This window comes from Bradyrhizobium sp. (genome assembly GCF_052389815.1).
GTDB lineage: Bacteria > Pseudomonadota > Alphaproteobacteria > Rhizobiales > Xanthobacteraceae > Bradyrhizobium.
Genome location: NZ_JBQTHN010000098.1, coordinates 1 through 18,951, shown reverse-complemented (window position 1 = coordinate 18,951; position 18,951 = coordinate 1). Strand labels below are relative to the sequence as shown.

At 65.8% G+C, this 18,951-nt stretch carries 18 protein-coding genes; 10 read left to right on the top strand and 8 right to left on the bottom strand.

What is annotated here, in order from left to right; all coding sequences use genetic code 11:
• The first annotated feature begins 29 nt into the window (after positions 1-29).
• From ACT4OC_RS17255 to ACT4OC_RS17245, 3 genes are read left to right on the top strand one after another with little or no spacing between them, the layout of a single operon-like run.
• Positions 30-1,034, top strand: coding sequence for an efflux RND transporter periplasmic adaptor subunit (locus ACT4OC_RS17255; protein ID WP_444840228.1), 1,005 nt, complete (start codon positions 30-32; stop codon positions 1,032-1,034).
• Entirely contained in the window at positions 1,031-4,258 is a 3,228-nt protein-coding gene (locus ACT4OC_RS17250) for an efflux RND transporter permease subunit (protein WP_444840227.1), read from the top strand. The genes ACT4OC_RS17255 and ACT4OC_RS17250 overlap by 4 nt, the downstream gene beginning before the upstream one ends.
• A 10-nt stretch (positions 4,259-4,268) precedes the next feature.
• Positions 4,269-4,625, top strand: a complete 357-nt coding sequence (locus tag ACT4OC_RS17245) for a carboxymuconolactone decarboxylase family protein (protein ID WP_444840226.1) — start codon at positions 4,269-4,271, stop codon at positions 4,623-4,625.
• Positions 4,626-4,635: 10 nt separating this feature from the next.
• Here ACT4OC_RS17245 and ACT4OC_RS17240 read toward each other — a convergent pair whose 3' ends face one another.
• Together ACT4OC_RS17240 and ACT4OC_RS17235 are read right to left on the bottom strand one after the other, a co-directional pair.
• Positions 4,636-7,362, bottom strand: coding sequence for an EAL domain-containing protein (locus ACT4OC_RS17240; RefSeq protein WP_444840225.1), 2,727 nt, complete (start codon positions 7,360-7,362; stop codon positions 4,636-4,638).
• 48 nt (positions 7,363-7,410) lie between these two features.
• Positions 7,411-8,532, bottom strand: coding sequence for a FecR domain-containing protein (locus ACT4OC_RS17235; RefSeq protein ID WP_444840224.1), 1,122 nt, complete (start codon positions 8,530-8,532; stop codon positions 7,411-7,413).
• 130 nt (positions 8,533-8,662) lie between these two features.
• Between ACT4OC_RS17235 and ACT4OC_RS17230 the strand changes: the two genes are divergently transcribed.
• The gene (locus ACT4OC_RS17230) at positions 8,663-10,417 is read left to right on the top strand and encodes a ShlB/FhaC/HecB family hemolysin secretion/activation protein (RefSeq protein WP_444840223.1); all 1,755 of its coding nucleotides are present in this window, start codon (positions 8,663-8,665) and stop codon (positions 10,415-10,417) included.
• 116 nt (positions 10,418-10,533) lie between these two features.
• Here the strand turns inward: ACT4OC_RS17230 and ACT4OC_RS17225 are convergent, their stop codons facing one another.
• The gene (locus ACT4OC_RS17225) at positions 10,534-11,136 is read right to left on the bottom strand and encodes a TetR/AcrR family transcriptional regulator (protein WP_444840222.1); all 603 of its coding nucleotides are present in this window, start codon (positions 11,134-11,136) and stop codon (positions 10,534-10,536) included.
• 234 nt (positions 11,137-11,370) lie between these two features.
• Between ACT4OC_RS17225 and ACT4OC_RS17220 the strand changes: the two genes are divergently transcribed.
• From ACT4OC_RS17220 to ACT4OC_RS17210, 3 genes are all read left to right on the top strand, one after another.
• Entirely contained in the window at positions 11,371-12,174 is an 804-nt protein-coding gene (locus ACT4OC_RS17220) for an SDR family NAD(P)-dependent oxidoreductase (RefSeq protein WP_444840221.1), read from the top strand.
• A 134-nt stretch (positions 12,175-12,308) separates the two neighbouring features.
• Complete coding sequence (locus tag ACT4OC_RS17215; RefSeq protein ID WP_444840220.1) at positions 12,309-13,430, top strand: DUF5938 domain-containing protein; 1,122 nt, start codon at positions 12,309-12,311, stop codon at positions 13,428-13,430.
• A gap of 55 nt (positions 13,431-13,485) precedes the next feature.
• Positions 13,486-14,418 (top strand): AMP-binding protein, encoded by a 933-nt coding sequence (locus ACT4OC_RS17210; RefSeq protein ID WP_444840219.1) that lies wholly within the window; start codon positions 13,486-13,488, stop codon positions 14,416-14,418.
• Here ACT4OC_RS17210 and ACT4OC_RS17205 read toward each other — a convergent pair.
• Positions 14,354-14,731, bottom strand: coding sequence for a hypothetical protein (locus ACT4OC_RS17205; RefSeq protein ID WP_444840218.1), 378 nt, complete (start codon positions 14,729-14,731; stop codon positions 14,354-14,356). The two genes, ACT4OC_RS17210 and ACT4OC_RS17205, sit on opposite strands and share 65 nt — an antisense overlap.
• A 234-nt stretch (positions 14,732-14,965) precedes the next feature.
• Between ACT4OC_RS17205 and ACT4OC_RS17200 the strand changes: the two genes are divergently transcribed.
• The gene (locus tag ACT4OC_RS17200; protein WP_444840217.1) at positions 14,966-16,423 is read left to right on the top strand and encodes a caspase family protein; all 1,458 of its coding nucleotides are present in this window, start codon (positions 14,966-14,968) and stop codon (positions 16,421-16,423) included.
• On the opposite strand, the gene ACT4OC_RS17195 is transcribed toward ACT4OC_RS17200, so the two are convergent.
• Complete coding sequence (locus ACT4OC_RS17195) at positions 16,420-16,665, bottom strand: PilZ domain-containing protein (protein ID WP_444840216.1); 246 nt, start codon at positions 16,663-16,665, stop codon at positions 16,420-16,422. The genes ACT4OC_RS17200 and ACT4OC_RS17195 overlap by 4 nt on opposite strands.
• Before the next feature lie 131 nt (positions 16,666-16,796).
• Positions 16,797-17,252, bottom strand: coding sequence for a PaaI family thioesterase (locus tag ACT4OC_RS17190; protein WP_444840215.1), 456 nt, complete (start codon positions 17,250-17,252; stop codon positions 16,797-16,799).
• Positions 17,253-17,374: 122 nt separating this feature from the next.
• Between ACT4OC_RS17190 and ACT4OC_RS17185 the strand changes: the two genes are divergently transcribed.
• Positions 17,375-17,662: a hypothetical protein gene (locus tag ACT4OC_RS17185; protein ID WP_444840214.1), complete on the top strand. Its 288-nt coding sequence runs from the start codon at positions 17,375-17,377 to the stop codon at positions 17,660-17,662.
• 62 nt (positions 17,663-17,724) lie between these two features.
• Positions 17,725-17,955 (top strand): hypothetical protein, encoded by a 231-nt coding sequence (locus ACT4OC_RS17180; RefSeq protein WP_444840213.1) that lies wholly within the window; start codon positions 17,725-17,727, stop codon positions 17,953-17,955.
• 21 nt (positions 17,956-17,976) lie between these two features.
• Here ACT4OC_RS17180 and ACT4OC_RS17175 read toward each other — a convergent pair whose 3' ends face one another.
• Positions 17,977-18,153 carry a hypothetical protein gene (locus ACT4OC_RS17175; protein ID WP_444840212.1) on the bottom strand — a complete coding sequence of 59 codons (177 nt, stop codon included), beginning with the start codon at positions 18,151-18,153 and terminating at the stop codon, positions 17,977-17,979.
• A 245-nt stretch (positions 18,154-18,398) separates the two neighbouring features.
• Positions 18,399-18,533, bottom strand: coding sequence for a hypothetical protein (locus ACT4OC_RS17170; RefSeq protein WP_444840211.1), 135 nt, complete (start codon positions 18,531-18,533; stop codon positions 18,399-18,401).
• Positions 18,534-18,951 lie beyond the last annotated feature (418 nt).

Here is an 18,951-nt window from a genome sequence, read left to right as displayed (position 1 = left end):
AGGACACCGCGGCGCGGTGAAAGGTTCCCATGACTGCACGACCGATCGAGTTGTTGCGACCGTTGCTGGTCGTCTTGGCCGCTGCGCTGCCTGCCGGCCTCGCGGCGGCGGAGACGCTGACCGTTGAGCAGCGGTCGGTGGCCGACGAGAAAGCGGTTTTCGCGACCGTGGAAAGCATCAGCGTGGTCCCGGCGCGCGGACGCATCGGCGGCACGGTCGTCCAGCTCAACGTCAGGGAAGGCGACCGCGTCACCCGGGGCCAGGCGATCGCGTCGATCGGCGACGAGAAGCTGGGCCTGCAGATGAAGGCGCTGGACGCCCAGATCGAAGCCTTGCAGGCGCAGGCCAACCAGGCGCAGATCGATTTCACGCGCATCGAGGGGCTGGTCGAGCGCGGCACGCTGCCGCGCGTCAAGCTGGACGAGGCGCGCACCGCGCTCAACGTGGCGGAGAACGGGTTGCGCGCACGTACTGCCGAGCGGGCCGTCGTCAATCAGCAGCTCAGCGAAGGCCAGGTGCTGGCGCCGTCCGACGGGCGGGTGCTGAAGAAGCTGGTGACCGTCGGCTCCGTCGTCCTGCCGGGCGACCCCGTCGTCACCGTCGCGCAGCAGAACTTCAAGCTGCGCCTGCGGGTGCCCGAGCGGCACGCCCGCTTCCTGAAGACCGGCGATCGGATTCGCATCGATGGCGCCGAGCTCGGCAATGGCGCTTCCAGGTCCGGCGTCATCGATCTCGTCTACCCGCAGATCGAGGAAGGCCGGGTCATTGCGGACGCCACTGTCGAGGGGCTTGGCGAGTATTTCGTCGGCGATCGGCTGCGGGTGTGGGTTTCCGCCGGCTCCCGTCCGGCTTTCGTGATTCCCGCGAGCTATGTGAAGACCCGCTTCGGCATCGACTATGTCCGGCTCGTGCAGGCGGGCCGGACCATCGACGTCCCCGTGCAGCGCGGCCGCGAGCTGCCGGGTCCGTCGCTTCCGGACGGCCTCGAGATCCTGTCGGGCGTTCGCGCCGGCGACCAGCTGGTGCGGCCATGAACCTCGGCCTTTCCGGCCGGCTCACCAGGGCGACGATCGGCTCGCCTCTGACGCCGCTGTTCCTGCTTGCCGCGCTGGTCGTCGGCCTGATCGCGATCGTCGTCATTCCCCGCGAGGAGGAGCCGCAGATCAGCGTGCCGATGGTCGATATCCGCGTCAGGGCCGACGGGCTGCGCGGACCGGACGCGGTCGAGCTCGTCACCAAGCCGCTGGAGTCCATCGTCAAGGGCATCGACGGCGTCGAGCACGTCTACAGCCAGACCGAGGACGACCGGGTGATGGTCACCGCCCGCTTCCTGGTCGGCACCAAGTTCGAGGACGCGATCCTGCGCGTCCACGAGAAGATGCGCGCCAATCTCGATCGCATCCCGGTCGGCATCGCCGAGCCGTTGATCGTCGGCCGCGGCATCAACGACGTCGCGGTGACCGTGTTGACGCTGTCGCCGAAACCGGAAGCCGCAGAGCGCTGGGCCGACAAGGATCTGTACGAGCTGGCCGACAAGGTGCGATCGGAGCTGATGAAGGTCGACAATGTCGGCCTGACCTACATCTCCGGCGGCAGCCCGCAGCAGATCCGGGTCGAGCCGGATCCGGAGAAGCTGTCGCTGTTCGGCATCACGCTGCAACAACTGGTCGCCAAGGTGAAGGATGCCAATCGCTCGTTCCTGGCGGGCCAGGTCCGCGATGCCGGAACGGTGCGCAACGTTGCCGCGGGCCAGACGCTCGCAGGCATTCCCGACATCGGATTGCTGCTGATTACGACGCGGGACGGCCGCCCGGTCTACGTCAAGGACGTCGCGTCCGTCGTCATCGGCCCGAGCGCCACCGAGCACCGGGTCTGGAACGACGCGCGCGACGACAAGGGACAATGGACGCGCGTGCCGGCGGTCAGCCTCGCGCTCGCCAAGCGCGCCGGCGCCAACGCGGTCGTGGTCTCGGAGGACATCTCGCAACGCCTGGAAGGGCTGAAGCTCCGCCTCATCCCGGAGGACATCCAGGTCACGATCACCCGCGACTACGGCGAGACCGCCAACGAAAAGGCGAACGAGCTTTTGTTCCACCTCGGTCTCGCGACGATCTCGATCGTCGTGCTGATCGCGATCGCGATCGGCTGGCGCGAGGCCGTCGTGACCTTCGTCGTGATCCCGACGACGATCCTGCTGACCATGTTCGCCGCCAACCTGATGGGTTACACCATCAATCGCGTCAGCCTGTTTGCGCTGATCTTCTCGATCGGCATCCTGGTCGACGATGCCATCGTCGTGGTCGAGAACATCGCGCGGCACTGGGCCATGCGCGACGGCAGGCCGCGGCTGCAGGCCACCATCGAGGCGGTCGCGGAAGTCGGCAATCCCACCATCGTCGCGACGCTCACCGTCGTCGCGGCGCTGCTGCCGATGCTGTTCGTGTCCGGGTTGATGGGGCCGTACATGGCGCCGATCCCGGCGAACGCGTCGGCCGCGATGCTGTTCTCGTTCTTCGTCGCCGTTGTGGTGGCGCCGTGGCTGATGCTGCGACTGGCGCCGAAGGGCGAGCCGGCGGCTGCTCATGCCGGTCACGATCACGAGGAGGGCCTGCTCGGCGGCGTCTACCGGCGCATCGCCGGCCATGTCGTCCGCAGCAAGCGCTCGGCCTGGATCTTCCTGATCGGCGTCGGCATCGCCACGCTGCTGTCGATGGTCCTGTTCGCGACCAAGTCGGTGACGGTCAAGCTGCTGCCGTTCGACAACAAGTCCGAAATTGCGGTCGTGGTCGACCTCCCCGAGGGAGCCAGCCTCGAGGCGACGGAGCGCACGCTGTTCGCTGCGGCCGGGATCGCGCGCCAATTGCCGGAGGTGACCACGCTGCAATCCTATGCCGGCACCCCGGCGCCGTTCAATTTCAACGGCCTCGTTCGGCACTATTACCTGCGCGAGCGGCCGGAACTGGGCGAGCTGCAGATCAACCTGACCTCGCGAGGCGAGCGCAAGCGCGCCAGCCACGACATCGCGCTCGATCTCAGGCAAAGGCTCAAGGCGCTCGGCGCTCCCGCCGGCACCAGCATCAAGGTCGTCGAGGTGCCGCCGGGGCCGCCGGTTCTGGCGACGCTGCAGGCGGAAATCTACGGCCCGGATGCGGCGACGCGCCGCGCGGTCACCACTGAACTGAAGAAGCTGTTTGCCGAAGTGCCGTTCATCGTCGACATCGACGATTCGATCGGCGAAAGCCGGCCGCGGCTGCGCCTGTCGATCGACCAGGACCGGCTCGAGTTCTTCGGCGTCGAGCAGCGCGACGTCTACGATACGATCCAGGCACTGTTCGGCGGCATTTCGATCGGGTACTCGCACCGCGGAGAAGACCGCAATCCGATCGAGATCGCGGTGCGATTGCCCAAGCGCGGCCTTTCCTGGGACGAGGCGCTCGCCTCGACGCCGGTGCCGGCCAATACGCTGCCCGGAAGCAAGACCGTGGTCGAGCTGGGCCAGGTTGTGAAGGCGACCGTCGAGGACGGCTCGCCGGCGATCTTCCGCCGCGACGGCCGCTTCGCCGACATGGTGATGGCGGAGCTCGCCGGCCGCTTCGAGGCCCCGTTGTACGGCATGCTGGCGGTCGCCAACCGCATCGACGCCCACGATTGGGGCAAGCTGCCGAAGCCTGCGATCGGCCTGCATGGGCAGCCCGCGGACGAATCGCGCCCCACGCTGCTGTGGGACGGCGAATGGGAAATCACCTATGTCACCTTCCGCGACATGGGCGCAGCTTTCGGCGCGGCCATCCTCGGCATCTACGTGCTGGTGGTCGCCCAGTTCGGCAGCTTCCGCCTGCCGCTGGTGATCCTGACGCCGATCCCGCTGACCCTGATCGGAATCCTGATCGGCCACTGGCTGCTCGGGGCGCCATTCACCGCCACCTCGATGATCGGGTTCATCGCGCTGGCCGGCATCATCGTCCGCAACTCGATCCTGCTGGTCGACTTCATCCGCCACAGCGGCGCCGAAGGAAAGTCGCTGCGCGAGATCGTGCTTCAGGCCGGCGCCGTCCGCTTCAAGCCGATCCTGCTCACGGCACTGGCCGCCATGATCGGCGCCGCCACCATCCTGCTCGATCCGATCTTCCAGGGCCTTGCGATCTCGCTGTTGTTCGGCCTCGCCTCGTCGACGCTGCTGACCGTGCTGGTCATTCCCGCCATCTACGTCGCGCTGCGGGCACCTCCCGAAGCGCAGCTCCCTGCCGAACCCACCTGAAGAGGAAGCGATGAAGAAGAACTATTCCGAAGTCTGCGCCGACATCTCCGCCAACCTGAAGAAGCTGCGCACCGGCGTTCCCGACACGATGCAGGCATTCTCCGCGCTTGCCAAGGCGGCAACCCGCGACGGCGCGCTCGACAAGAAGACCAAGGAGCTGATCGCGCTCGCGCTCGGCGTCGCCGCGCATTGCGACGGCTGCATCGGTTTCCATGCCGAGGCGCTGGTTCGGCTCGGCGCCACGCGTCAGGAGATCGAGGAGACGCTCGGCATGGCCGTCTATATGGGCGGTGGTCCCTCGCTGATGTACGCCGCCGACGCCATCGCCGCGTTCGAGCAGTTCGAGAAGGCGTTGGTCCCCGCCTGAACGCCGCGCCTTACGCCGCGTGCTCGGCCGCCGGGACCTTGTCCTGGACGCCGAGGAACTGCTCCTCCAGCGCCGCGACCGGCATCGGCTTGCCGAAATAGTAGCCCTGGCCTTCCTCGCAGCCCATGGTCGCGAGCAGGTCTGCGGTAGCGCGGTTCTCGATGCCTTCGGCGATCACCGAAAGCCCGAGCTGTTTGCCGAGGGAGACGGTCGAGGAGACGATGGCGGCGTCGTCGGAGTCGGTGAGCAAGTCGCGCACGAAGGAGCGGTCGATCTTGAGGCCGTCGAGGGGGAATTTCTTCAGGTAGCTCAAGCTCGCATAGCCGGTGCCGAAATCGTCGAACACCAGGCGCACGCCGAGCTTCTGGATGCGCAGGAAGGTGTCGAGCACGCGCTGCTCGTCCTTGAGCAGGATGTCTTCCGTGACCTCCAGCTCGATCAGCTGCGGTGTCACGCCGGTCGCCGCCAGCACTTCCGCGACGGTCCTGGCGAGGTCGCCGGATTGCAGTTGCGACGGCGACAGGTTGATGCCGACACGCAAGGGATGACCGGCGAGCTCCCAGGCGCGCGCCTGCCGGCAGGCGGTCCGCAGCACCCAATCGGCAATGCGGTCCGAAATTCCGGATGTGTTGACCACGGCCATGAATTCGCCCGGCGGGATCAGGCCGCGCACCGGATGACGCCAGCGGATCAGCGCCTCGGCGCCGACCAGCTCGGTATCGCCGAGATGGACCTGCGGCTGATAGAACAGCTCGAACTCGCCGCGCTCGGCGGCGTGCGCAAGCTCGTGCTCCAGCGTGAGGCGCGCCTCCAGCTCCTGGCGGATCGAGTTCTCGAACGCCACATAGCCGCCGCGCTTGATCGCCTTGGCCCGATAGAAGGCGATATGACCGTTGCTGAGCAGCTCGTCGGCGGAACGGCCGCCGGCGGGAAATACTGCCGCACCGATGGAAACCTTGACGCGGTGAGGCCGCGAAGCCGCCAGCACCGGCTCGTCGAAGGCGCGGCGGATGCGCTGGGCGAAGGAAGCCACGCTTTCCGCCATGTCGGCGCAGCGGAAGGCGATTGCGAATTCATCGCCGGAGAGTCGTGCGACGAGAGCATTCGATCCGACATGCAGGTTCAGCCGCTCGGCTACCGAGCGCAGCACCAGATCGCCATTGGCATGGCCCAAGGTGTCGTTGATCTGCTGAAAGCCGTCGAGACCGGCGACAAGGAGCGCGACTTCGCCATGCTCCGCTTCGGCGCGCGCGATCATCGCCGCGAGCCTGGCATCGAGCGTGTAGCGGTTGGCGAGCCCCGTCAGCGCGTCGTGTTCGGCGAGATGGCGTATCTTTTCCTGCTCGCGCTTGCGCACCGAGATGTCGCGCAGGATCGCGCCATATTGATAGCCCTCGGTGCCTCGCCAGCCAAAGAGGCTCGCCTCGATGGGAAACTCCTCGCCGTTGCTGCGCCGGCCGTCGAACTCGATAACGTCGCCGGTCGAGCGCCGGCCGGCTTCGCGGATCGACAGCGCCGAGCCGGCGCCATTAGCGCAGATCATGTCGAACGGCTTGCCGATCATGTCCTCGGGCCGATAGCCGAAGATCGCGGCGGCGCCGGGGTTCCACACTGTGATGAAGTAATTGGAATCGACGCAGATCAGGCCGTCGCCGAGCGACTTCGCAATGCGCTGGAAGCGGCTCTCGGCGACACGGCCGAGCAGGGCGCGAATGTCGATCTCGTCGAGCGCGACGGCTGCGATATAGACCACGATCGCGATGTGGAACAACGCGGTGTCGAGCACGATCGGATAGTGGGCCTGCAGCACGAAGCCGGCACCCTCGACCACGAGCGCGGTGAACGCGAGGGCGACCGCGCGTGCGCCGGCGGAGAAGCGCCGCCAGGTCAGCATCGTCGCAAGCGCCAGCGCCAGCAGGCCGGCGAAGGTCACGGCCGCGGAGGTCCAGTGCAGCACGCGGTTCTGCAGGATCGATTCGGCCGCCACGGCCTGCAGCACCGGCCCTGCGACGATGCCGCCGTTCGGCGTCGAGAAGCGGTCGCCGAGCTCGAGCGCGGTGCCGCCGATGACGACCTTCTTGCCCTTGAGCCGGTTCAGCGTCGCCTCGTCGCCGCGCAGCACGTCGATGAACGAGACTCGCGGGATCGTCGCGGGGCGGATGCTGAAGTCGATCAGGAACGACGGGCTCTTGTCGTCGAACTGTCCGGCGAGAACCGCGCCCATCGAGGGCAGGAACTCGGCGTCCAGCTTCTGGCCGAAGCTGTAGCGCCGCACCAGCCCGTCAGGCTCGACCGCGACGTTGACGACCGCCGTCCATGCCTGGTCGCGGAACTGCGGCAGCGGACGGTTGAAATAGGTGCCGCCGTTGGTGCCGGGTTGCTTGAAGGCCGGCAGCACGGTCGATCCGCCGGCGCCGCGCAGCGCCTCGACGAAGGCGCGATCCGAAGCCGGATCGGACGGCGTGGAGAAGTCGACGTCGAAGGCGACGTCGCTGATCCCCGCGGCATCGAGCCGTTGCAAGAGTTCGGCGTGAAGCCGGCGCGGCCACGGCCAGATGCCGATCCGCTCGATCGAGGGGGCATCGATCGCGATCACGACGACGTCGCCGCTCGCCGCGCGCGACTGCCAGGCGAAGCGTAGATCGACCAGCACGTTGCGTAGCGCGCCCGGCCAGTTGGTCAGCAGCGCGATCGCCAGCATCGCGGCGACCAGCATGTGTGGCCGATAGTTCTTCACCTTGTGCCCCCGTCCCCGCAGCGGATTCAGTTCGCCGTGCGTCCTTTGTCAGCGATGACCGCGGCCGTTGCCGTTGCCGTTGTTGCCGTTGCCGTGGTTGCCGTTGTTTCCGTTGCCATGGTTGCCGTTATTGCCATTGCCCGTGCCGGAGCCCACGACGCTGGCAACGGTGGACGCCACGGACGAATTGCCGTTGCCGCCGCCGTTGCCGTTCCCACCGCCATTGCCGCCGGCCGAAGAGCCGCTGTTGCCACCATTGCCGTTGCCGTTGCCGTTGCCGTTGGCGTTGGCGTTATTGCCGCTGCCCGCGCCGGCTTCGCCGGAGCTCCAGACGGTGGTTTCGCGGCTGGCGACGCTACGCGCGCCGTGCACGGAGCCAGCATTGCGGGCGAGGCCGTGGGTCACGCGATGGACGTTGAGCCGCACCTCGCCAAGGGAGGAGGAAATCCGGGTGGCGGCATGGCGCGGGCCGCCGATGGATTGGCGCGGCTGCAGCGAGGCCGATGTCGGTTTGCCCGGCGCGGAAAGGCCGTTACGCGGCACCGGGACGCGCTCGATCGTGGAAGCGCGCGGCGGGCCGTGCTGGATCGGCTGCAACGCGCCCGCACCGCCAAGCGACAGGCCGGCATTGCCGTGCGCGAAAGCGGTGGCGTGCTGGCCCGGCATGACCTGCGCGATCTGGCCCGTCCTGAAGTCGGCAACCTGGACCTGGCCGCGAACGACGTCGACGGTGGCGCCGGAGGCATTCACGGTGACGCGGAACTGCGTGCCCTTGACGACGGCGGCGAGGTAGGGGGTCTCGACCTCGAAATGCTTGACGTTCTTTTTCTCGACCTCGAGCAGGATCGAGCCGGCCTGCTGCTTGATGGTGGTCGAGAGCCCTTCCTTCTTTTCGGCGGGCAGGCCGACCACCGAGTTCGGCGCGATCAGGATGCTCTCTTCACCGCGCACCAGGAGAACGCGGCCGTTGCGCCCCGTGCGGATGGTGTCGCCGGGCTTCAGCACCTCGTCCGCCTTCACCGAGGCCTGCTGCACGCCGGATGAGCCCATCCAGACCTCGCCGGACGATTTCTTCACCGACCAGGTGCCGTTGTCGGCGGCGAATGCGCTCGAGGCGATGACCAGCGCAAAGGCAGCAGTAACGGCGCGAGCAACTTCCTGGGTACGCATGACACTTCCCTCAGCTCGAAAATTCGAGCCTCAGGCTAGGAGGAAAGTTTCAAAATTGAGTGAGTTGAAGCTGCCGGTTAACGCGCGCGCCGTTAACCGTTCATTGACCATAAAAAAGCTATTAGAAATCATGGGGCTAAGGATGCATGAACGGAGCGCTGCGCTTCCTCCGTGGAACTACGGGGTCGCGTTCGCTCTTGTGCTCAGCCTGTTCGCAATTTCGGTATCTGCCCACGCCCAGCAGACCCCTGGCGTCGACGTTCGCCAGCTGGAACGCCGCTTCGACGCTCAGGAATCGGACCAGACCCCCGATGGCCGGCGCGGTGCGGCGGTGCCGCGCGTCGAACGATCGGAGACATCGGCCGACCCGACTCCGATCGTCGTATTGCGTAACGTTTCGTTAACCGGTGCGCGCGCAATCCCGCCCGCTCGACTTGCCGGCGCCTGGCAGCCCTTCATCGGCCGCAAGGTGTCGCAGGCCGATCTCGTCAGGATCGCCGCTGATATCGGCGAGGCCTACCGCGGCGCCGGCTTTCATCTCAGCCGCGCCATCGTGCCGCCGCAAGATATCGCGGGCGGCACGGTCCGCTTCGAGGTCATCGAGGCCGCGATTTCCGAGCTCGCATTGAAAGGCGAGGGCGCCGAACGGTTCGGCATCCGCGCGTTGCTCGATCCAGTGCTCGCCGAGCATCCGTCGCGGCTGGCGACGCTGGAGCGGCAGCTGATGCTGGTCAATGGCCGGCCCGGCGTGCGCATCACCGACACGCAGATCGAGGAGATCGGCACCGCGAGCGGACATTTCCGCCTCGTGCTCTCGGTCAAGACCTGGCACGTCTATGCGTTTCTCGGTGTCGACAATCTCGGCTCCTCCGCAGTCGGGCCGTGGCAGAGCTATGCGACCGCCGCCTACAATTCGATGCTGACGCCGGGCGATACGCTCGCGCTCAATCTCTCCACCACGCCCGGCGATCCGCGCCAGCTTCGTTTCGCGCGATTGTCCTACGACGCGCCGGTCGGTGTCGACGGCCTGCGGATCGGCGCTTCCGGCCTCTACAGCGAGGTGTGGCCCGGCGACTGGCGCAGGCTGTTTGCCGACAACACCAAGACCGAGGCGTTCGAGCTGCGCGCCAGCATCATTCCGCTGCAGTCGCAGAAGCAGACCTTGACGCTGACCTTGACGGCGGGCTTTTCCAACGTGGCCGAGCGCGATTTCTTCGGGCCGTTCTACAGCGATGCGATCCGCACCCTCAGCCTGAACGGCGACTATCGACTGCAGGACAATTTCCGCGGCACCAACTATCTCACCGTGAACTGGCGGCAGGGGCTCGACATCCTCGGCGCTTCCGGCAACAACGACCCTTGGGCGTCGGTATCGGGAGCCTCGCCGAGCTTCTCGGCGCTGAACTACTGGTTCACGCGCTACCAGACGCTCAGCGATTCCTGGTCGGTGAAGCTTGCCTCCGCGGGGCAGGTCGCCTCAGGGCCGATGTACCTGTCGCAGCAGTTCTATCTCGGCGGGCTCGCGTTCGGGCGCGGCTATGGCGCCGCGGAGATCAGCGGCGACAACGGCATCGCCGGCTCGCTCGAGCTGCGCTTCGACCACAAGCTGAACTACAAATACCTGACCGGCTTCCAGCTCTACAGCTTCGTCGACAGCGGTCTCGTCTGGTGGGACGGCCTTAGTCCCTCCGACGGCACCGCGCTGACCTCGGCGGGCGGCGGCGTGCGCCTGTTCCTCGGCCGCGACCTGCAGGCCGATCTCGGCGTCGCCGTCCCGCTCGGCTACCGCGCGCCGGACAATTTTGCGCGGCACCCGCGCTTCCTGTTCACGCTGTCGAATGCCTTCCGGCTCTGTCCGGAGCGCGCCACGACGCGCTGCCTCTAACGCGTCCTTTTCCCTAGGGGCCGCGAGGCCTGCGAGTTTGAAGCAACGGGCACGGCTTGTTCTCGCTCATGCGCCAATGATTCGGCGCCATCCAGATCGCCCACAACGCAAGCCATTCAGCAAATCGTTGGCATTAGTCGCCGAACCTCTTCCTGCAATTCAGGAATGGCGCCATCGTCGTTCGACAAGAACCTTAGCAGGGCATTCTGAAACAGCCCGTCGAACAGCGCGTAGAGCACACCAGCAGAGACCGCCGGGCGCTTGCCGCCGAGTTCAGCATAGCGCGAGGCGATCCGCCAGATCATGTTTTCGAGGCTCTTGTCGATTTCGACGACGTCCTTGCGGAAGGCGTCCTCGAACAGCGCCTGAGCGCGCAGATCATACCAGAGGCGGTGCATGCGTGCCTCTTTGCGGAGGGTTTCGGCGAGCTTGGCGAGAAATCCCTCCATCAGTTCCTCGCGACTTTGCGCACTGGCCGTGACCTGATCGTAGCGGGTCACACACTTGGCCTTATAGTGGCCGACGCAGCAGCAGATCAGATCCGTCTTGTCACGGAAGTAGTAGTGAAAGACCCCATGCGTAAACGCGGAATTCTGCGCGATTTCACGCAAGGAGGTGCGTGCGTAGCCGAGCTCGCCCAGCGTCTCTAGCGCGGCTTCGGCGAGTTCGAGCCGGCGCGCATTGAACTTCTCTTCCTTGAGCGCTTCGGTCGCGTCCAAAACGCGCTTCCTCGCACTCGCCATCTGTTGCGCCATCGACGTCCGTTCTTCGTCTTGCTCTGCCGTTGGGAAGCGAAGACGATTCGCGCCTCCTCCAATGCGGTCGACCTTAGCCACGCCAAAAATGTTTGACAATCGTCAAACAAAATCTTGACAATCGTAAAGATAAAACTAAACAACTGTCAAAACAAAATTTGACAGTCGTAAAGAAAATCGGCCAACGGAGGAGACGTCATGAGTGTGAAAACCCTTGCGGGTAAGAAAGCCCTGGTGACCGGCGGCGCGCGGGGTATCGGCGCGGCCATTGCACAAGCCCTGGCAAATGCGGGCGCGGCAATCATGATCGCCGATATCCTCGAGGACGTCGGCAAGGACACCGCCGCGACGATCGCGAAATCAGGCGCCAAGACCGGATTTGTGAAGCTCGACGTCACCGACGACCAGCAGTGGGAAAGGGCGGTCGCAACCACCGTTTCCACGCTCGGCGGCTACGACATCCTCGTCAACAATGCTGGGATCGAGATCACGTCGCTCGTCATCGATGTGCGCCCCGAGGATCTGCGTCGCATGTGCGACGTCAATATCGTCGGGGTCGGGCTAGGCATGAAGCACGCGTTCCGTGCGATGCGTCCCGGCGGCGCGGCAGGGGCCGGCGGCGCGATCGTCAACATTGCCTCCGTCGCCGCGACGATCGCCTTTCCGGCCATCGCCGGGTACTCGGGGACCAAGTCTGCAGTCGACCGCATGACGCGAGTTGCGGCCATGGAGGCCGGCAAGCTCGGCTACGGCGTGAGGGTCAACTGCCTCTATCCGGGTCTGGTGCCGACCGACATGGGCATGCAGCTCGCCGGCGACATCGTCAAGGTGGGGCTCGCGCCGGACCCCAATGCCGCGGTCGCGTCGGTCGTCGAGCAGACGCCGCTTGGCCGGCTCGGCGAGGTCAGCGACATCGCCGACGCCGCGGTTTTCCTCTGCTCCAATGAGGCACGCTTCATCACCGGAGCCGGACTGCCGGTCGACGGCGGTATGGGCATGTAGTGCCGCTCGTTTCGTCCTGACCGACGTTGCCGGGGAGGTGCAGTCGCCTCTCGGAGCGGAGACGCTTGGTCAGGTCCGGACAGCAGTTGAACTGCGATCAAAATCAAAACGCGAAATCATCAGGAGGATTCAACATGAGTGAGAAGCGCCCCGTCGTCGTCTATGGCGTGTCCGGGTACACCGGGCGGCTGGTCTGTGAATATCTGCGGGAATACAACGTTCCCTTCATCGCCGCCGGCCGCGATGCTTCGAAGGTCAAGGCCGTGGTCGAGAGGATCCCCGGCATCGAGACCGCCGACTACGAAGTCGTCCAGGTCGAGCACACCGTCGAGGCGCTGACCAAGCTGTTCAGGGGCGCGAAGGCGGTGAGCAACACGGTCGGCCCGTTCATCAAGTACGGCAGCGAAGTCGTGGAAGCCTGCCTGAATGCCGGCTGCCATTACAGCGATACGACCGGCGAACAGGACTGGGTGCTGAAGTGTCAGGAGACCTGGGGCAATCAATTTGCGGCAAAAAACCTGCTGCTCGCGCCGAACGTCGCGCAGATGTATACGACGGGGGAAATCGCCGCCAACATCTGTCTCGAACACCCCGGCCTCGACACGCTTGACATCCTGGTGTTCTGGAAGGGCTTTCCGACCTACGCCTCGACGCAGACGATCTTCACGATCCTGAAGGCAAACTGGTACTATCTCGAGCAGAACAAGTTTGTCGAATGGGACGTCACCACTCGGGCCGACGTCGTGGTTCCGGGCCAGCACGAAACCGCCATTGCCGTGCCATGGGGCGGTACCGCACATCCGGTCTGGTTCAGGAACGATCCGCGCGTTTCGAATTGTCGCGTGCTCGGCGGCGTTCTCGCGCGCCCCGTCATGGAGGGAGTGGTTCAGACCACTCAAATGGTGAAGGAGAAAATCAAGCCGCTGCCGCCTGATCAGCAGGAGAAGGCTCTCGCCGACATTGCCGCAACCGTTCAGGCGGCTATGCCGCCACGGGAGAATCCACGCATCAACACCTCGATCGATTCGGTCTACGCCTCCGGGCCGCTTGGCCGCGCGCACTGTGTGATCCACGGCAACTGCAACTACAAGCAGACCGGGATGCTGCAGGCCTATGCGGCTTTCTCACTGCTGCAGACCCCACCGAAGAAGGTCGGCTTCGCGTCGGGTTGCCAGGCGTTCGGTCACCGCGAATTGCTCGGCCAGCTGCGTAGCTTCGGCCTGGTGATGAACCCGATCCTGACCGTCCATAATTGACGGCTGCGCCGGCGCGGCATGGTCCGCGCCGGCCTCTTTCCGCGCGGAGACGGCCATGCGGCTGATCGACTATCTCGACAAAGGTGCATCGCTCGGCGCGGACGCGCCGTGCCTGACCATGGATGGCCGCGACCTGAGCTACGCCGACGTGCAGCGGCTGAGCTACCGGATCGCTCGCAGCCTGGTGCAGACCGATATCGCCGCCGGCGACAAGGTCGCCATCCTTTCGGGCAACGACCCTATTGCGTTCGCCTGCGTGTTCGGCATTTCGCGCGCGGGTGCGGTCTGGTGTCCGGTCAATCCGCGCAACGAGGCGGCGGAGAACCAGCTCATCCTCGATGACTTCGACTGCAGCCTGCTGCTGTTTCATTCCAGTTTCGCCGGCATGGTGGAGAAGATCCGCCCGAATCTGCCGAAGCTGCGGGCGCTGGTGTGCCTCGACGCTGCATTGCCGTTCGCCGTATCGTTCGACGCCTGGCTGTCCGATGACGTCGGATTTTTCCAGCGCGAGCCGGTCGATGACCTCGTCATGTTGCCGGGCACCGGCGGCACCACCGGGAAACCCAAGGGGGTGATGCTGTCGGGTCGGAATATCGAGACGATGACGGCGCTCACCTTGATGAGCTACCCGTTCAAGGGGCGTCCGACCTACCTCGCGCTGGCGCCGCTGACGCATGCCGCGGGCGTGTTGTGCTTCCCCGTGATGGCGCTCGGCGGGCGGATCGTCATCATGCATCACCCCGATATCGGCGAGTTCCTCGCCCTGATCGGGAGCCATCGCGTCACCCACACGTTTTTGCCGCCGACCGTGATCTACATGCTGCTCGATCATCCGCAGCTCGACAGCGCCGAGCTCGGAATTACGGTGACAGTGCACTCAATTGCCGCCGCCGCATCGGATCGCGCACAGGCATTCCGCGGAACTAGATCGGCTCGTAGGTTTCGGAGCTGCAGTTGTCGTCATCCTCGACGCGCCGGCGGTCGATGATGGCGCCGGCGTTGACGGTGAGGCGATAGGTCTGGGTGCCCAGCGGCTTGCCGATCACCGAGTTGAGGTCGGCCCGGACGCAGGCGGTCCAGTTCGTGCCGGCGGGTTCATGCCGCGGCGCGGAGACGCGCACGTGCGCCGGCTGCGACGCTGACGTGAAGACCCGCTCCAGATTGTCGCGCATCAGCTGCTTGACGTCGGGCGGCGGATCCGGCGGCGCCGGATCGGGCGCCTTGGCGCGCATGAATTCCGGCAGCGGCGCGCGCATGTCGGCGAACCCGCAACCCGAGAGCAGCAACGCCGCTCCTGCCATCGTCGCAAATCTTGTCAGGAACCGCCGCATCCCGCCCGTTCTGTCCCCATGCGGACTGCATATTTAAGCGATCTGCCGCCAATTTGCGCAACCTCCGGGCGTCACTGTCGATCAACAATTGCTGAAGGCTGCGACAAATTGGCTGCGCGCGGGGGTGCGTGACCTGGCGCACAGTTGAACCATTGCATGCTGCGCTATGACCAAATGACAGCCTGCAAAGCGGGAGGCCGCCCCATGTCATATCGCAAGCTCCTCAGAGCCATTATTCCTGCCACGATCCTTCTCACCGCCGCACCGGCATGGGCCGAGAGTCGCCTGGCGCTGGTGATCGGGCAATCCGCCTACAAATCGGTTACGGCGCTGCCCAATCCCGGCAACGACGCCAAGGCGATGACGCAGCTTCTCACCGCGTCCGGGTTCGAGGTGTCGTCGGCGTCCGATCTGACGCAGAGCGAGATGCGCGGCGCGTTCTCCGATTTCGCGGGCAAGGTCGCGGCCAAGGGATCCGACACGGTCGCGCTGGTGTTCTATGCCGGCCACGGCATCCAGGTCGACGGCGAGAATTTCCTGATCCCCACCGACGTCGATCCCAGGCGCGAGGCCGACATTCCGATGCAGGCGGTGCGGCTCAACGACGTGCTCAACACCTTCGCCTCGGTGCCGAGCCGGATGCGATTCTTCCTGCTGGATTCCTGCCGCAACAATCCGTTTCCCGCGGTGAGCAGGAGCACCGGCAGCGGGCTTGCGATCGTCGATGCCAAGGTCGGTGCGCCCGGCACCTTCGTGTCCTTCTCGACATCGCCCGGCGCGGTCGCCGAGGACGGCAGCGGCGCCAACAGCCCGTACACCACGGCGCTGCTCGAAGCGGCCAAGCAGCCGAACATTCCGATCGAGGAAACCTTCAAGCGCGTGCGGGTTGCCGTGAACAAGGCGACCGACGGCCGGCAGACGCCGTGGGATTCCTCGTCGCTGACGGAGGATTTCAAGTTCATCGGCGCCGCGGCGCCCGGCCCGAAGCTCGCCGCCGCGAAGAAGACCGTGCAGGAGTGGACGCGCGAGCTGAGAGGCAAGCCGGTCGAGGCCGCCAACGAGATCATGGTCGCCGACGGCAGCGACGAATCCTACGAAGCGTTCGCCGCCCTTTATGCGGGCACCACGCGCGGCCTGCAGGCCAGGGACTGGCTCGACCGCCATCGCCGCCTGGTGGCGTGGAATCGGGCCGTGCTGATCAACACGGCGGCCGGCTACAGCGCGTTCCTCGCGCAATATCCCGATAGCGATCTCACCATCACCGCGCGCAAGATGATCGAGCGGCTGCGCTACCGGCCGGAATTCGTCGCCGCGGTGGCCGCGCCAGTGCAGAACGCCTCGCTCAACACGTGCCCGTGCGGCCCGCAGCCCGCACCGCAGCTGCAGCCGACGCAGAAGAAGGTCGACGTCACCCCCACGAAGAAGGTCGAGCCCAAGCCGGCCAAGCGCGCCAGCAAGCCGAAGCCGACCCGCGAGCCCGAGGAAGTCGTCGTCGTCCGCCGTCCGCCGCCCACAGTGGTGTATCAGGCCGCGCCGCCGCCGCCCCCGGTCTCGATCGGGATCGGCATCGGCATCGGCGGCGGGTATCGCCGTGACCCCGGCTATGGCGGCGGTCATCCCGACGGCGGCGGCTATAGCGGCGGCAACTACCGCCGGTACTAGCAGAACGCCATTCCGACGCGCCGCTGGACGCTCCACACCGGACGGCAGCGGCGCGCGAACCGGTCGCGCTCGATCACGAGCGTGAACGTCGGCGGCAGGTCTACGGCTTGCGCGAAGTCGGCGGCCACGCCGGTCGACGACGTGTTGCGCACGGTACAGGGAATGCTGCCGCCGTCGATCGCGACAACCCCGCCCTTGAGCACCTTGAAGCGCGGTGCGGCGCGTTTCTCGATCATCGTCATGGTACGAAACTTTCACTCGAAGACACCGACGTTACGGTTGCCGAATTACGAACGGTTGAATCCGACCGCGGACCCGGCAGGCCTGCCCGTTCAGCTTTCGTTTACGATGATGCACGCGAGCCTGGCGACGATCACAGCATCGCAAACGCGCTTGAGACCATGGCCACCGGCTTGTTGTCGGCGGCGCCGGTCAGGGTGACGCGGCCGAAGCTCATGGTGCGGCCGAGGCGGACGATTCGCGCGTCCGCCAGCACGTCGCTGCCGGCGGCGGCGCGCATGAAATGCGTGGTCTGGTCCACCGTCGTCATTGGGCGATAGCCGCGGTTGGCGGCGAGGTTGGCGATCACCATCGCGGTGTCGGCGAAGGCCATCAGCGCCTGTCCGGAGATCACGCCGCCATGACGGCAGATCCGGTCCGAGAAGGGCAGGCGCAGCACCGCGCCGGGCTGCCAGTCGGCGCCGCCCGACGGCTCGAACTCGAATGCCTCGACGGAAAGGTTGAGGTCCTGGACCCAGGGCGCGAACACCTCGCCCAGGATGCGCCGTGCCTCAGCGATGCCGAATTCGGCCGTTTTTCGTTGCTGCATGTTCCCTCGCTGGAATGTGAGGCGCATTGTACGGGCGGACGGGCCGAAGGGAACAGCGCGCCCGCTTGAAAGTGCCCGGCCCAAGGCCGTATCTTGGCCGTCGAAAACGCGAGGAGTTCCCGATGAGGATGATTGGCGCTGTTGTGGTGGGCGCGGCGATGGCGCTGCTGGCTGGACCGGCGGGGGCGCAGATGTCTCCGCCGACGGTGAACCTGCTGGCGGACCAGCCGGGCAAGACGCCGGAAGAGAAGGAAGCGGACGCGATCAAGGACAAGGCTTACCGCGAATCGCTGAAGAAGATTCCTGACGCCAAGGCTTCCAACGATCCCTGGGGCAACGTGCGCAGCGAGGCGCCGAAGACGGCCGCGCCCGCCAAGCCGAAGACCAGGACCGGCAGCACCTCGAACTGACTCGGAAAGCCGCTTCCGCAGTCCTATATTAGGCTGTCGTTTCCTGGTCTGGAGCTTTCGGCATGGCGTTTCGCCCGCGCGATCTCGCAAGCCGCATGGCGGACCGCCGTCCCGCCGCGGACGGCTTCGTGCGCGAGACCTTCACGCTGCCGCGCGAGGCGGCGCGGCGGCGGGCGCGCGATTTCCTCGACCGCTATCCCAAGCAGGCCTATATGAGCTCGGTGGAGAGCTGGCGCGAGCTGCCGGACGGCGCGATCGAATTCACCATGCGGCGGCTGTCGAGTGCGGATTAGCGGTTGCCGGGCCGGCTGCGGCTACTCGACGTCGGGGGCCACCGGGCTCTTGTCCTCGGCCCGCGGCTGCGGTTCGGCCTGCGCCTTCAGGTCGGCCGCCTTCTCAACGAGGACCGCTGCCAGCTCTGGATTGGATGTGGCCCTGGCGAATTTGAGCAGGAATGCCGCCTGACGCTTTACGTAAAGTCGACCCACCACGATAGAGATTCCCCACGCCGGATTTGCTCTGGCTTGACGACGCCCGAACCGCCCGTTCGTTCCCGAAAATCTGTATCGAAGTGCACAAAGGCGAGAAGTTTCAGCGGCATCCCGCTGAAGGTGCCGGCCAGCCTGCGGCCGTCAAGCATCAACCACGCCCGGGGTATCTTGAGCGGCCGACATCGCAAGAGCTGCACCCGTATCCGTCTTGTCCGCCTTAGGCTAACGGGGAACCGGCGGCAGCCTCATTTTTCGCCCAGCAGCTTGCCGGTCTCGCGATGGATGAAGTGCGTCAGCGTGCAGGCCGGACAAGCGACTGACTTGTACTCATCGTCGGACTGCTCCGGCGGCACCTTGTCCAGCCAATGCTGCACCTTCATGCCGGTACGCGGGCATTTGAAGAGAATATGACGGCCCATCGCCGCAATTAGGGGTCGGGCGAGCCTCCGGGCAACTACGGATGATACCGGAGGTGGGCCGGCTGCCGCCGGTGCGGGCAGGGAATTGGCCGCCGGGCGGACGGGCCGGAAATCCCCAACCGGCAACCGGTCCGGCGTACCCGCGGTCGAGGGCCGCCCCGGGGCCGGCCGGCCAAGGCAGGGGAATCGGCCGTCCCTTGTTCATATAGTCGGAAGTTAAATTCAAATAATCAGAAAGAGTCTTGACAATTGCGCAAATCAGAACTATACGTCTCCCCAGCCCGTGCCACCGTGAGGGACGTTTCGCGATCGTCACGAAACGTGGTGCGGGTTGCGATGGGCCGCTTGCTGCGTCAGGTGCTTGCACCGGGCGAAACGC

Excerpts from the sequence above, each read along its gene's own strand:
- ACT4OC_RS17255 (WP_444840228.1), top strand. The coding sequence starts at position 30 with ATGACTGCACGACCGATCGAGTTGTTGCGACCGTTGCTGGTCGTCTTG.
- ACT4OC_RS17235 (WP_444840224.1), bottom strand. The coding sequence starts at position 8,532 with ATGCGTACCCAGGAAGTTGCTCGCGCCGTTACTGCTGCCTTTGCGCTG.
- ACT4OC_RS17230 (WP_444840223.1), top strand. The coding sequence starts at position 8,663 with ATGGGGCTAAGGATGCATGAACGGAGCGCTGCGCTTCCTCCGTGGAAC.
- ACT4OC_RS17170 (WP_444840211.1), bottom strand. The coding sequence starts at position 18,533 with ATGAAGGTGCAGCATTGGCTGGACAAGGTGCCGCCGGAGCAGTCCGAC.
- ACT4OC_RS17185 (WP_444840214.1), top strand. The coding sequence starts at position 17,375 with ATGAGGATGATTGGCGCTGTTGTGGTGGGCGCGGCGATGGCGCTGCTG.
- ACT4OC_RS17220 (WP_444840221.1), top strand. The coding sequence starts at position 11,371 with ATGAGTGTGAAAACCCTTGCGGGTAAGAAAGCCCTGGTGACCGGCGGC.
- ACT4OC_RS17195 (WP_444840216.1), bottom strand. The coding sequence starts at position 16,665 with ATGACGATGATCGAGAAACGCGCCGCACCGCGCTTCAAGGTGCTCAAG.
- ACT4OC_RS17250 (WP_444840227.1), top strand. The coding sequence starts at position 1,031 with ATGAACCTCGGCCTTTCCGGCCGGCTCACCAGGGCGACGATCGGCTCG.
- ACT4OC_RS17210 (WP_444840219.1), top strand. The coding sequence starts at position 13,486 with ATGCGGCTGATCGACTATCTCGACAAAGGTGCATCGCTCGGCGCGGAC.
- ACT4OC_RS17200 (WP_444840217.1), top strand. The coding sequence starts at position 14,966 with ATGTCATATCGCAAGCTCCTCAGAGCCATTATTCCTGCCACGATCCTT.
- ACT4OC_RS17205 (WP_444840218.1), bottom strand. The coding sequence starts at position 14,731 with ATGGCAGGAGCGGCGTTGCTGCTCTCGGGTTGCGGGTTCGCCGACATG.
- ACT4OC_RS17180 (WP_444840213.1), top strand. The coding sequence starts at position 17,725 with ATGGCGTTTCGCCCGCGCGATCTCGCAAGCCGCATGGCGGACCGCCGT.
- ACT4OC_RS17245 (WP_444840226.1), top strand. The coding sequence starts at position 4,269 with ATGAAGAAGAACTATTCCGAAGTCTGCGCCGACATCTCCGCCAACCTG.
- ACT4OC_RS17215 (WP_444840220.1), top strand. The coding sequence starts at position 12,309 with ATGAGTGAGAAGCGCCCCGTCGTCGTCTATGGCGTGTCCGGGTACACC.
- ACT4OC_RS17190 (WP_444840215.1), bottom strand. The coding sequence starts at position 17,252 with ATGCAGCAACGAAAAACGGCCGAATTCGGCATCGCTGAGGCACGGCGC.